13 protein-coding genes are annotated in these 12,225 nt (G+C 70.7%); 4 read left to right on the top strand and 9 right to left on the bottom strand.

The genetic code is table 11. From position 1 onward, the window contains the following. The first annotated feature begins 18 nt into the window (after nt 1-18). From ACFYNP_RS27865 to mscL, 4 genes are all read left to right on the top strand, one after another. Nucleotides 19-333, top strand: a complete 315-nt coding sequence (locus tag ACFYNP_RS27865) for an FmdB family zinc ribbon protein (protein ID WP_388789143.1) — start codon at nt 19-21, stop codon at nt 331-333. A 115-nt stretch (nt 334-448) separates the two neighbouring features. Further along, complete coding sequence (locus tag ACFYNP_RS27860) at nt 449-1,282, top strand: S-methyl-5'-thioadenosine phosphorylase (RefSeq protein ID WP_388789141.1); 834 nt, start codon at nt 449-451, stop codon at nt 1,280-1,282. Between the two features lie 235 nt (nt 1,283-1,517). Next, entirely contained in the window at nt 1,518-2,072 is a 555-nt protein-coding gene (locus ACFYNP_RS27855; RefSeq protein WP_388789139.1) for a hypothetical protein, read from the top strand. Between the two features lie 123 nt (nt 2,073-2,195). Next, nucleotides 2,196-2,702, top strand: a complete 507-nt coding sequence (mscL, locus tag ACFYNP_RS27850) for a large conductance mechanosensitive channel protein MscL (RefSeq protein ID WP_388419887.1) — start codon at nt 2,196-2,198, stop codon at nt 2,700-2,702. 22 nt (nt 2,703-2,724) lie between these two features. Here the strand turns inward: mscL and ACFYNP_RS27845 are convergent, their stop codons facing one another. From ACFYNP_RS27845 to pflB, 9 genes are all read right to left on the bottom strand, one after another. Next, entirely contained in the window at nt 2,725-2,958 is a 234-nt protein-coding gene (locus ACFYNP_RS27845) for a hypothetical protein (protein ID WP_388419889.1), read from the bottom strand. Nucleotides 2,959-3,102: 144 nt separating this feature from the next. Further along, a complete protein-coding gene (locus ACFYNP_RS27840; protein WP_388420027.1) occupies nt 3,103-3,519 on the bottom strand; it encodes a hypothetical protein in 417 nt (138 codons plus the stop codon). A gap of 215 nt (nt 3,520-3,734) precedes the next feature. Next, nucleotides 3,735-4,388: a ubiquinol-cytochrome c reductase iron-sulfur subunit gene (locus ACFYNP_RS27835; RefSeq protein WP_388789136.1), complete on the bottom strand. Its 654-nt coding sequence runs from the start codon at nt 4,386-4,388 to the stop codon at nt 3,735-3,737. Beyond that, on the bottom strand, nt 4,385-4,987 hold the full coding sequence (locus ACFYNP_RS27830) for a 4Fe-4S dicluster domain-containing protein (protein ID WP_100574070.1): 603 nt from the start codon (nt 4,985-4,987) through the stop codon (nt 4,385-4,387). Before ACFYNP_RS27830 ends, ACFYNP_RS27835 begins: the two co-directional genes overlap by 4 nt. A gap of 6 nt (nt 4,988-4,993) precedes the next feature. Beyond that, the gene (locus tag ACFYNP_RS27825) at nt 4,994-7,291 is read right to left on the bottom strand and encodes a molybdopterin oxidoreductase family protein (protein ID WP_388789134.1); all 2,298 of its coding nucleotides are present in this window, start codon (nt 7,289-7,291) and stop codon (nt 4,994-4,996) included. After that, on the bottom strand, nt 7,288-8,409 hold the full coding sequence (locus ACFYNP_RS27820; protein ID WP_388789131.1) for an MFS transporter: 1,122 nt from the start codon (nt 8,407-8,409) through the stop codon (nt 7,288-7,290). Before ACFYNP_RS27820 ends, ACFYNP_RS27825 begins: the two co-directional genes overlap by 4 nt. Before the next feature lie 39 nt (nt 8,410-8,448). After that, the gene (locus tag ACFYNP_RS27815) at nt 8,449-8,844 is read right to left on the bottom strand and encodes a hypothetical protein (RefSeq protein ID WP_388419897.1); all 396 of its coding nucleotides are present in this window, start codon (nt 8,842-8,844) and stop codon (nt 8,449-8,451) included. 152 nt (nt 8,845-8,996) lie between these two features. Further along, nucleotides 8,997-9,827, bottom strand: a complete 831-nt coding sequence (pflA, locus tag ACFYNP_RS27810; RefSeq protein ID WP_388419899.1) for a pyruvate formate-lyase-activating protein — start codon at nt 9,825-9,827, stop codon at nt 8,997-8,999. Between the two features lie 112 nt (nt 9,828-9,939). Beyond that, nucleotides 9,940-12,210 (bottom strand): formate C-acetyltransferase, encoded by a 2,271-nt coding sequence (gene pflB / locus ACFYNP_RS27805; RefSeq protein WP_388789129.1) that lies wholly within the window; start codon nt 12,208-12,210, stop codon nt 9,940-9,942. Between the last annotated feature and the right edge of the window lie 15 nt (nt 12,211-12,225).

Raw genomic sequence — 12,225 nt, 5'->3', positions numbered from 1 at the left:
GTGCCAGGAGGAAGACAAGTGCCGACCTACCAGTACCAGTGCACCGCGTGCGGCGAGGGCCTTGAGGCGGTGCAGAAGTTCACCGATGACGCCTTGACCGTGTGCCCGAACTGCGAAGGACGCCTGAAGAAGGTGTTCTCGGCGGTCGGCATCGTCTTCAAGGGCTCCGGCTTCTACCGCAACGACAGCCGCGGCGCGTCGTCGAGCAGCTCGCCCGCGGCGTCCTCGGCGTCGAAGACCTCGACGTCGTCGGGCTCGGACGCGAAGCCCGCGGCCTCCTCCTCGTCGTCGGGCTCCGGCTCGTCCTCGTCGAGCGCCAGCCCCGCCGCCTGACCCAGCCTTCCCGCCAGGGCCCCTGCCGCACCACGGCGGGGGTTCTCGCGTTTTCGCCCCCCGCCCCACTACGGCGGGGGTTCTCGCGTTTTCGCCCCCGGTTAGTGTGACCGCCATGGTTAACGCAGAGATCGGCGTCATCGGCGGCTCGGGGTTCTACTCGTTCCTGGAGGACGTCACCGAGGTCCAGGTCGACACCCCCTACGGCTCCCCCAGCGACTCGCTCTTCCTCGGTGAGGTCGCCGGCCGGCGCGTGGCCTTCCTGCCCCGCCACGGCCGCGGCCACCACCTGCCCCCGCACCGCATCAACTACCGCGCCAACCTGTGGGCGCTGCGCTCGGTCGGGGTGCGCCAGGTGCTCGGCCCGTGCGCGGTCGGCGGCCTGCGCCCCGAGTTCGGGCCGGGCACACTGCTCGTACCGGACCAGCTGGTGGACCGCACGAAGGCGCGCGTACAGACCTTCTTCGACGGGCTGCCGCTGCCGGACGGCACCGTCCCCAACGTCGTGCACACCACGTTCGCCGACCCGTACTGCCCCAGCGGCCGCGAGGCGGCGCTGACCGCCGCGAACGGGCGGGGCTGGCGGGCCGTGGACGGCGGGACCATGGTCGTCATCGAGGGACCCCGCTTCTCGACCCGCGCCGAGTCCACCTGGCACGCGGCGATGGGCTGGTCGGTGGTCGGCATGACCGGGCACCCCGAGGCCGTGCTGGCCCGCGAACTCGGGCTCTGCTACACCTCGTTGAGCCTGGTCACCGACCTGGACGCGGGCGCCGAGACCGGCGAGGGCGTCTCGCACACCGAGGTCCTGAAGGTGTTCGGCGAGAACGTGGCGCGCCTGCGCGAGGTGCTCTTCGACGCGGTCGGCGCACTGCCGGCCACCGAGGACCGGGACTGCCTGTGCGCCCACGCGCACGACGGCTGGGAGCTCGGGATCGAACTGCCGTGACCTGGCGGGGGTGAACTCCCCATACGGGTGAGCGAGTTGTCCACAAGCGGGTCGCCGTCCACAGGCCCCGGCGAGATCCCGCCGGGCAGGGGATCGTGAAGAGCGTCCGAGCAGCACAGGCTCTCCACGATCGGCAGTGGTCACCATGTCCGCAAACCCCGCCAACCCCATGTCCGCCAACCCCGCCAACCCCGCAGGTCCTGTAGGCCCCACACGCCACGCAGGGCACGTCCCCGTGGCACCCTCCTCACCCGCCCCCCGCCCCCGCCCTCTCCCCTTCCTGCCGCCCGCGCCCGCGCCCGAGCCCTGCGGGGTGCCGTTCTTCCCGCCGCTTCGGGTGCGGGGCGGGCAGCACGCCCTGCGCCGCGCGATGCGCAGGCGGCGCCGGGCCATGGCCGCGGGCCTCGCCGTCACGGCAGCCGCCCTCGCGGTGTCCAGCCCGCAGGCGGCCGAGCGTACGCATCCGCCCGCGGCCCCGGCACCACGGGAACGCGGGCCGGCGCGGGAGGCCCAGGTGGTGTCAGCTCCGGTACGGATCGCGGACGCGGAGACCGTACGGCTGCTGAGGCCCGGCGACCTCGTCGATGTGATCGCCGCCGCCAACTCGCCCTCACCGAGCGGCGGAGAGGCCCGGGTGCTGGCAACGGGAGCCCTGGTCAAGCGAGTTCCGGGAGCGGACACCGGCGCGCCGGAGGCGGGAGCGTTGATCGTGCTCGCCGTGCCGCGCGAGACCGCCCGGGTGCTGGTGGGCGCCGGCCCCTCGTCCCGCCTGGCGGTGACACTGTGCTGATTCGCACGGGCGAACGGTCAAGTCACCAGTTCGCGTGCATGGATTGGACAGCGCGACCCTGCCCTGTCCAAGGTGGCGCAGGAGTTTGCCCCACCCCCTGCACATGCGAAGAAAGGCTCATTGGTGAGCGAGGAGAAGACAGGCGTACTGGCCGGCTTCAAGGCCTTCCTGATGCGCGGGAACGTGATCGACCTGGCCGTGGCCGTGGTGATCGGCGCCGCGTTCACCAACATCGTGAACTCGATCGTGAAGGGCGTGATCAACCCCCTGGTCGGCGCGCTCGGCACGAAGGATCTGGACCACTACAGCTCCTGCTTCAAGGCCCCCTGCACCGGCGACTCGGGCATTCAGATCCTCTGGGGCGGGGTGCTCAGCGCCCTGCTGAGCTTCCTCGTCACCGCCGCGGTCGTGTACTTCCTGATGGTGCTGCCGATGGCCAAGTACCTGGCCCGGCGGGCCCAGCAGCAGGGCGTGAAGGAGACGATGGAGGTCAGCGAGCTGGAGGTGCTGAAGGAGATCCGCGACACCTTGGTCGCCCAGCGCGGCCCCGGTACGGGCCCCGGCACGGGTGCCGGTCCCGGCGCTGGTCCGGGATCGGGCTCCGGGTCCGGCCCGGGCGTGGAGTTCTAGTACCGGTACCGGCTGCGACGGCTCAGATGTGGTGGGGCGGCTTCTCGTCGAGGAAGCGCGCGAGGTCGGCGGCGCTGCCCGCGGACGCGGGTCGTTCGCCCCACCCGCGGTCGGTGTCGTCCGCCGACTGCTGGTCCAGCGGATCGTCGAAGACCAGCCGCGGCTTGGGCTTCGGCTGCTCCTTGGGCGCTGATGCCGGCGCTGGTGTGGGCGCTGCTTCCGGGTCGCGCGGTCCGGGGGCGGGGGCGGTGCTCATGCCTCCAGGGTACGGCGGGCGGCGAGGGCGCCCGCGGCCCGGCCACCGGGCCCGGGACCAGGGGCCGCGCGACCGACCAGGCTCGCTCCCCCGTTCTCCGAGCCGCGGTCCGGGCCTCCGTCGGGGCCGTGATCCGGGCCCGGGTCAGCGGTCCTTCGGGTCAAGGGCCCAGATGCCCAGGACCACCAGGAACGAGAGGCAGAGGAAACCCGCGCCCCACCAGGCGGTACCGGTGTTGCCCCGCATCCATTCGTTGACCACCACGGTGAGCCCCCACAGCTGGCCGATGACCACGGTGATGGCGAGCGTGAGACGGGCCGTCAGCTTGGAGGAGCGCTCCGGCTCCTGCTCGGTGCCCGCACCCGGGCCGGGCCCGGTGTGCCGGGTCCGGGGGTCCCCGTAACCGCTGGTCGCGCGGATCTGCGGGTAGCGCTCGCGGACCGGCCGGTTGAGCCGTCGCTGCGCGGAGCCGGGGGTGTACGCGGGCCGCGGGGGAACGTCGGGGTCATCGCCCGGTTGGGCACCTCCGGCGGGACCGGAGTGCCCGCCGGGTCCGGGCAGGCCACCGGGACCGGGCGAACCGCCGAAGCCGCCGTGCCCGCCGGAGCTGCGGCTGCCGTGGGGGGCGGGCGGCCCGTCGAAGCCGGGGGACGCGTTGCCACCGGGGGACGCGTTGCCATCGGGGGACGCGTTGCCACCGGGGACCTCGGGAAGGCCGGGGGTACCGGTGCGATCGGGGGGATCGGGGGGATTGAGGGGATTGAGGGGATCGGGGGTCATGTCCGCTCGCTCCTCTCGGCCGGCTCGGATTTCGCGGCGGGGCAGCCGAGGCGGGCCGCCAGGTCGGGCCGCTTGTCGGCGAACTGCCGGCACATGGCGGCCTCGTCGCTCTCACCGGAGCGTGCCGTGGCCACCGCCCAGACGGCCCCGTCGGCCTCCTCGACGAGCAGCACCTTGGGCAGCGGGCGCGGCGGCGGCCCGGCGGTGACCTCGCCGGTACGGGCGTCGAAGACCCCCTCGTGGCACGGGCAGTACAGCTCTCCTTCGGTGCCGCGGTCCTCGCGCCACAGCACCCCGCAGGCCAGATGCGTACAGACGGCGGAGTAGCCGACGAGAGTGCCGTCCTTGAGGCGAACGGCGACCGCGCGGTCGTCCTCGCCGGGGAAGCGGAAGGCCACGGACTCACCGGGTGCGAGCACCTGCGCGACGCGCTTGGCGTCGGGTGGGCCGTCGCTGTCGCCGTGCCGGTGCAGCACTCCCCCGGCTACGGCGAGCCCGCCGACCGCGAGGCCGCCCGAGACCGTGGCGACGATGCGGAGGTAGTCGCGCCGGGTGGTGAGGGAGTCGGCGGCGATGCGGTCGCGGAGGGCGGCCTGGGCGGGGTCGGCGCCCGGGTCGGGAGCGACCGGGGACTGGTCGGTGACGCTCATCGCGTGACGTCCTTCCCGTTGACCTCGACGATCGGGAGCCCGCCGGGCACCGGCCACTGGACCTTGTCGGCGGGCACGACCATGGCCACGCCGGTGGAGACGACGACATCGCCGAACGTGAAGGAGTCGGCGACCTGGACCCCGGGGCGCTCGGCACGCAGCTCCTCGACGGTCCCGTAGAACAGCGCACCGGTCGGGCAGACCGTGGCGCACATGGGGGCCAGACCGTAGGCGGTGCGGTCGTAGCAGAGGTTGCACTTCATCTGCAGCTTCGCCTGGAGGTCGATCTTCGGTACGCCGAAGGGACAGGCGTTGACGCAGTTCGCGCAGCCGATGCAGCGGGTGGTGTCGGCCTGCTGCACCACCCCGTCCGCGGTCACCAGGATCGCGTCGGCGGGACACACCTCGGCGCACGGGGCGACCGGGTCCTCGCAGTGCATGCAGACGGTCGGAAGGGAGGCGACGGAATGACCCTCGTCGGGATAGTCGAGATGGATCATGGACTTGCCGCGGTGCGAGTCGCACTCGCGGCAGGCGGACACACAGGCCTGGCAGCCGATGCAGCGCCCCGGGTCGATGAAGATCGTTCTGCCCATCATGGGACGTCAGCTCCTCTCCGCGGTGCCACGGCCCTGCGGGGACGTGGGCGGCAGGGGGTCGGTGCGCGAGACCTGGGCCGCCGGATACGCCACCTGCCCCGGCGCGGTCGGCGGCGCCGGCACCTCGTCGATCCGCTCGGCGGCCTCGATGCGGCAGGCGCACACCTTGTACTCGGGGATCTTGGAGCGCGGGTCGAGCGCGTCGATGGTGAGCGCGTTGGCGGCCGTCGGGACGGGCCAGTGGTACGGGATGAACACGGTGTCGGGACGGATGGCCTCGGTCACCAGGGCCGGGAAGACCTCGCTGCCGCGCCGGGTCACCACCCGCACCGGGTCACCGTTGCGGAACCCGTGCGAGGGATGGACCTCCACCCAGGGACGCGGCGTCTGCTCGACGAGCGCGCCGAGCCGGCGGGTCTGGTTGCCGGACAGGAAGTGCGCCACGGTACGGCCCGTGGTCAGCGACATCGGGTGCTCTTCGTCGTACGGGTCCATCGGCGGGTGCCACTCGACGACCTGCATATGGATCTTGCCGTCCGGGTGCGAGGTCTTGCCGCCCTCGAAGAGGCGGGGCGTGCCCGGATGGTCGGTGGAGGGGCAGGGCCAGGCGATACCGCCGGTCTCCTCCAGGCGTTCGTAGGTGATGCCGTAGTAGTCGTTGACCGTCCCGGCCGACGCGATGCGCAGCTCCTCGAACACCTCGCGGGAGCCCGGATAGCTGAACTTGTCGCCCACGCCCAGACGCCCGGCCAGCTGGCACATCACCCAGGTGTCGGTGCGCACCCCGGGCGGGGGCTCCTGCGCCTTGTTGTGCTTGACCACCCTCGCCTCGGCGTTGGCCATCACGCCCTCGTCCTCGGCCCAGGTGGTGACGGGGAAGACGACGTGGGCATTGGCCGCGGTCTCGGAAAGGAAGAAGTCGAATTGGGCGTGGAACTCCAGAGTGTCGTAACCGTTCTTGACCGTCGCGTAGTTGGGCAGCGAGACGAACGGGTTGTTGCAGATGCCGATCAGGCCGCGGATCTCCTGGCGCTGCATCTGCCAGACCATTTCCATCATCGAGGTCCCGGCGGGCGGGAGTTCGCTCTCCTCGATGCCCCAGATCTCGCAGATCTGCCGGCGGTGTTCCGGGTTCGAGATGGAACGCCCGCCCGGCAGCAGATCGGACTTCTGCCCGTGCTCGCGTCCGCCCTGCCCGTTGCCCTGGCCGGTGATGGTGCCGTAACCGGCGCCGGGCTTGCCGAGGTGGCCGGTGGCGGTGCACAGGTTGATGACGGTCAGACAGTTCTCGACGCCCTGCGAATGGTGCTCGATCCCCCGGGCGTGCCAGGCCATCGCCCGCTTGGCGCCCGCGAAGGCCCGGGCCACCTGGACGACCTGCGAGGCGGGGATCCCGCAGATGTCGGCGGCCGTCTCGGGCGTGCAGTCGGCGACGGCGGCACGCACCTCGTCCCATCCGGTGGTGTGCTCGGCGACGAACTCCTTGTCGACGAGGTTCTCCTCGATGACGACGTGGAGTACGGCGTTGAAGAACGCCGCATCGGTGCCGGGGCGCAGGGCGACGTGGATGTCGGCGGTGCGCGCGATGGCCGTCTCGCGCGGGTCGATCACGATGAGGCTGGCCCCGCGGTCCCGGGCCCCCCACAGGTACTGGGTCATGACGGGGAAGCACTCCCCCACGTTCGACCCGGCGATCAGCAGGCAGTCGGTGAGGAGGATGTCGGAGAACGGATTGCCCGCCCGGTCGATGCCGAAGGCCAGCTTGTTGGCGCCGGCCGCGGACACCATGCACAGCCGGCCGTTGTAGTCGACGTGCCGTGTCTTGAGCGCGACCCGGGCGAACTTGCCGACCAGGTACGTCTTCTCGGAGAACAGACTCGCCCCGCCGAGCAGCCCGAACGCGTCATTGCCGTACGCGCCCTGGATGCGGCGGATCTCGGCGACCGTGAAGTCGAGCGCCTCCTCCCAGGATGCCTCCCGGAACGGCTCGTCCCGGGAGCGGCGCAGCAGGGGCGCGGTCAACCGGTCGGGGTGGTTGACCTGCTGGTAGGCGTTGATGCCCTTGGGGCACAGGCGCATCCGGTTGATGTCGTGGTTGCGGGGCTCGACCCCGAACACCTTGCCCGCCCGGTCGACCCGCAGATACATGCCGCACTGCACCCCGCAGAAGCAGCAGTGGGTGGGCACCAGGGTTTCGCCGTTCTGGTCGGCGTGCCACTGGTCGGCGGGGATGCCGCCCGCGTCCCGGAAGTTGCGGGTGCCGGGCGGTGCGATCGAAGGGTCCAGCGGGATGGGGCTGCTCACTTGAAGCCCTTCTTGACGTGGCTGAGGTAGGCGGTGCCGCGCAGCACCCGCTTGCAGCGCGGGCAGTACTGGGCCCACGCGTCGAAGTCGAGCTTCAGATCGCGCATGGTGCCGCGCAGGTTCTCGACGTAAGGAGCGGTATCGATCGGCTCGCCGCAGCGCTTGCACGGGAAGACCTGCTCGTCCTGGCGGGTCGTGTACTTGAAGAGCTGCATGCCGACCGCGGCCGGCCGCTGCACGATGTGGAAGAACTTCCCGAACGGAATGTAGATGAGCGTGAACACCACCGACACCATGTGCAGGATCGCGAGGAACTCGTAGCCGCCGCCGTGCAGGAAGATCGACGAGAAGGTGAGGAGGAGTCCGGTCACGGAGATGACGATCAGCGCGATCAACGGGACGAGGTCGTAGCCGAAGCGCTGGCCGGTGATGGCACCGCGGTCCTTCATCCGCCGCCACAGGAAGTACGAGGCGCCGGGGATCACCAGGACGGCGGCGATGTCCAGGCCGTGGAACATCAGCCAGCCGACCGGGCTCAGCGCGTCGAACCCGAGGATCTTGAACCCCCAGATCCGCATCTCGTACCCGGGGCCCGAGCCGGACCCCGAGGTGAAGGTGAACCAGCCCCAGGTCAGCGGGAACGTGATCGCCGCGGCCAGGATGCAGCCCCAGAAGATCAGCTGGTGGGCGGCCCAGCGTGCGTGCGAGCGGGCGCCGAGGAACTTCTGGAAACCCAGATAGGTGGCGATCATCTTCGGCAGGGCGGTGGGCGTCTTGCGGAAGTTGGCGACGGAGAACAGGCTGCGCCAGCCCTGCCTGAACAGGCGGCGCGCGCCGGGAGAGGAGATCCACACGGTGTAGCGGTAGGCGACACCGAAGGCCAGGAAGACGGTGGCGACCGCGTACGGAAGGAGGGCGGAGTCGAAGTCCTGGAGCAGCCGGCTGCCGAAGACGATGGCCAGGATCAGCAGCACGGAGACTGCCGCACCGGCCAGCGTCGCGCGCAGCGCCACGGAACGCGGGGCACGGGCGACGGCAACAGCCACCACCGGTGGCGGCGGCCCGCCCGGGGAGGACGCGTCCTGGGGTGCGGCGGGGGGCGCGGGGGGCTCGGTCACCTCCTCACGGTAGGGACAGGAAGGGGTGAACCACCTGTTTTAGGCATCAACAGGGTGAGCGTCGGCCTCGGCGAGAATCGCGGCCCGCACCCGGTCGTAGGCGTCGACGGCAGCGAGCACCCCATCGAAGTAGTCCTCCCAGAAGCCGGCGCGCTGCCACTCCCGCGGGGCCAGCGTCAGCTCGCCGTCCCTCAACTGCGCGACCCAGCAGCTCGGCACCCGGTCGCTGACCACCGTGAACATGGCGGCGTCCCACAGTCCCGGGGAGTCCCGGTACTCCGTCGTGTCGACGATTTCAGGAAGGCGAAGCCGTACCCCGTGCACGGTGGTGAGGACTTCCAGCACCGGGTACTCCCCACCGACCTGTATGGAGGGGTGCTCGGGCACGACCTCCCCGGTGGTCGGGCTGATGATGTGGTCGCAGCGAACGATCATGCCGACAGCCTAGGCAGGCCCGGGTCCGGGCCTCCGACCTCCGACCTCCGATCTCCGACGTTCGGCAGCCACTCGCCTCGAACCACTCGGGACCGGGCCGGATCCCGCTCCGATCGGGCTCCGATCGTGGTGGGAGCGCGATCGGACCGCGTTCAGACCGCGTTCAGACCGTGCGAGGCGAAGATCTCACGGGCTGTCGTCAGCGCGACCGGGGTCGGTGACGGGGTGTCGTGGAGGGTGAAGTTCATGTCGAGGGCCTGCCACTTGCTCTCGCCCAGCTTGTGGAAGGGCAGGACGTCGACGCGGGACACATTGCCGAGGGAGGCGGCGAAGGAGGCGACACCGTCGATGTTGGCGGGGTCGTCGGTCAGGCCCGGCACCAGCACGAAACGGATATGGACCTCCTTGCCGAGGTCCGCCAGGCGGTGGGCGAAGTCCAGCGTCGGCCGCAACGGCCGGCCCGTCACCTTCCGGTACGTCTCGTCGTCCCAGGACTTGATGTCGAGAAGCACCAGGTCGACGTCGCGCAGCAGCGCGTCGGTCGCCCGGGTGCCGAGGAAACCGGAGGTGTCCAGGGCGGTGTGCAGGCCCAGGTCGTGCTTGTAGCGGTGCAGCAGTTCGCCGGCGAAGACGGGCTGGAGCAGCGGCTCGCCACCGCTCACGGTGGCGCCGCCGCCCGCCGCCCGGATGAACGTCGTGTACTTGGCGGCCTCGGCGACCACGTCGTCCGCGCTGGTGCGCTTGCCGTTGCGCATCCGCCAGGTGTCGGGGTTGTGGCAGTACAGGCAGGTCAGCGGGCAGCCCGAGAGGAAGGTGACGAAGCGCGTGCCCGGGCCGTCGACGCCGGTCGACAGGTCCCAGGAGTGGACCGAGCCCACGATCGGCCGGCGGGTGGCCGCCCCGGCGGGCGTGGTCGCGTCCTCGTCGCAGCCGAAACGGGCCGGCCGGCCGACGGGGATCTCCGGGCTGAGCAGAACGGCCATGGCAGGACCTTCCTGGACGAGGGCTGAACGGGGGGCGGGAGGGGTGGGGTGGGGTGGGGTGGGTGGGCGAGGGGGGCGGGGGGGAGGGGGAGCCCCCCCCGCCCCCCACCTCTCAAAGCCCCCCGTGGAACGTCCGGTTGATGACGTCCAGCTGCTGTTCGCGGGTGAGGCGGACGAAGTTGACCGCGTAGCCGGAGACCCGGATGGTGAGCTGGGGGTAGTTCTCCGGGTGCTGCATGGCGTCTTCCAGGGTGGCCTTGTCGAGGACGTTGACGTTCATGTGGAAGCCGTTGCTGGCCATGAAGCCGTCGAGGACGCCGGACAGGTTGTCGATGCGCTCGCGCGGGGTGCGGCCGAGGGCGTCGGGAGTGATCGTGTTGGTGAGCGAGATGCCGTCCTCGGCGTCGTCGTAGGGCAGCTTGGCGACGGACAGCGCGGAGGCGATGTAGCCGTGCTGGTCGCGGCCGTTCATGGGGTTGGCGCCGGGCGCGAACGGGGTGCCGGCGCGGCGGCCGTCGGGGGTGTTGCCGGTCTTCTTGCCGTAGACGACGTTGGACGTGATGGTCAGCACGGACTGGGTGTGGACGGCGTCGCGGTAGGTGGGGTGCTTGCGCACCTTCTCCATGAAGTCGTGCACGATCTTGGTGGCGATCTCGTCGGCGCGGTCGTCGTTGTTGCCGTAGGCCGGGTAGTCGCCCTCGATCTCGTAGTCGACGGCGAGGCCGGTCTCGTCGCGGACGACCTTGACCTTGGCGTGCTTGATGGCGGACAGCGAGTCGGCGGCGACCGAGAGCCCGGCGATGCCGCAGGCCATGGTGCGCAGGATCTGCTGGTCGTGCAGAGCCATCTCGATGCGCTCGTAGGCGTACTTGTCGTGCATGTAGTGGATGACGTTGAGCGCGTGGACGTACGTCTTGGCCAGCCAGTCCAGCATCGCGTCGTAGTGGGCGGCGACGGTCCCGTAGTCGAGGTACTCGCCCTCGATGGGGGTGAAGCCCTCGACGACCAGCTTGCCGCTCTTCTCGTCGCGGCCGCCGTTGATCGCGTAGAGGAGGGCCTTGGCGACGTTGACGCGGGCGCCGAAGAACTGCATCTGCTTGCCGACGGCCATGGCCGACACACAGCAGGCGATGGCGGTGTCGTCGCCGTACTTGGGCCGCATCAGTGCGTCGGACTCGAACTGGATGGCCGAGGTGTCGATGGCGACCTTCGAGGCGAAGTCCTTGAATCCGGCCGGGAGTTCGCGGTCCCAGAAGACGGTGAGGTTGGGCTCGGGGGCGGGGCCGAGGTTGTAGAGGGTCTGGAGGGCGCGGAAGGTGGTACGGGAGACGAGGGGGCGGCCGTCCTCGCCGATGCCGGCCATGGACCAGGTGACCCAGGTGGGGTCGCCGGAGTACAGCTCGTTGTATTCGGGGGTGCGCAGGAAGCGGACGATGCGGAGCTTGATGACGAAGTCGTCGATGAACTCCTGGGCCTGCTCCTCGGTGATGAGGCCGGCCTCGATGTCGCGCTGGAGGTAGATGTCGAGGAAGTTGTCGATGCGGCCGATCGACATGGCCGCGCCGTTCTGCTCCTTCACGGCGGCGAGGTAGGCGAAGTACAGCCACTGGACGGCTTCGCGGCCGGTGGTGGCGGGGCCGGAGATGTCGTAGCCGTAGGACAGGGCCATGGCCTTGAGTTCGCCGAGCGCCTTGATCTGCTCGGAGATTTCCTCGCGGTCGCGGATGACGTGCTCGGTGGCCCAGGCTTCGCCGAGGCGGGCCTTGTCGGCCTCCTTGGCGGCGATGAGGCGGTCGACGCCGTAGAGGGCGACGCGGCGGTAGTCGCCGATGATGCGGCCGCGCCCGTAGGCGTCGGGCAGGCCGGTGATGATGCCGGAGGAGCGGCAGGCGCGGATCTCGGGGGTGTAGGCGTCGAAGACGCCCTCGTTGTGGGTCTTGCGCAGGTGGGTGTAGACGTCGCGGATCTCGGGGTCGGCCTCGTAGCCGTAGGCGTTGAGGGCGCCTTCGACCATGCGCCAGCCGCCGTTGGGCATGATGGCGCGCTTGAGGGCGCCGTCGGTCTGGAGGCCGACGATGAGGTCGTTGTGGTCGGCGGGGGTGCCGTCGATGTAGCCGGGCTTGAAGGCGTCGATGCGGGACGGGGTCTTCACGTCCACGTCGTAGATGCCCTGCTCGATCTCCTGGGGGAACATCGACAGGAGCTTGTTCCAGACGGCGGTGGTGCGTTCGGTGGGGCCGGCGAGGAAGTCGGCGTCGCCCTCGTAGGGGGTGTAGTTCTGCTGGACGAAGTCGCGGACGTCGATGGCGTCGCGCCACAGTCCGCCCTTGAAGCCGTCCCAGGCTGCGCCGTTCTTCGTTGCCTCTGCGGGGGTCGCGGTCATGGCGGGCACCCTTCC

Origin of the sequence: Streptomyces sp. NPDC006691 (assembly GCF_042869955.1) — a bacterium.
Lineage (GTDB): Bacteria > Actinomycetota > Actinomycetes > Streptomycetales > Streptomycetaceae > Streptomyces.
The sequence above is the reverse complement of the archived record's forward strand: the minus strand, read 5'-3'. Positions and strand labels throughout refer to the sequence as shown.

Bases quoted from the DNA above. Each gene is read 5' to 3' on its own strand.
- ACFYNP_RS27860 (WP_388789141.1), top strand. From the start codon at position 449: ATGGTTAACGCAGAGATCGGCGTCATCGGCGGCTCGGGGTTCTACTCG.
- ACFYNP_RS27845 (WP_388419889.1), bottom strand. From the start codon at position 2,958: ATGAGCACCGCCCCCGCCCCCGGACCGCGCGACCCGGAAGCAGCGCCC.
- ACFYNP_RS27835 (WP_388789136.1), bottom strand. From the start codon at position 4,388: ATGAGCGTCACCGACCAGTCCCCGGTCGCTCCCGACCCGGGCGCCGAC.
- ACFYNP_RS27830 (WP_100574070.1), bottom strand. From the start codon at position 4,987: ATGATGGGCAGAACGATCTTCATCGACCCGGGGCGCTGCATCGGCTGC.
- ACFYNP_RS27815 (WP_388419897.1), bottom strand. From the start codon at position 8,844: ATGATCGTTCGCTGCGACCACATCATCAGCCCGACCACCGGGGAGGTC.
- pflA (WP_388419899.1), bottom strand. From the start codon at position 9,827: ATGGCCGTTCTGCTCAGCCCGGAGATCCCCGTCGGCCGGCCGGCCCGT.
- pflB (WP_388789129.1), bottom strand. From the start codon at position 12,210: ATGACCGCGACCCCCGCAGAGGCAACGAAGAACGGCGCAGCCTGGGAC.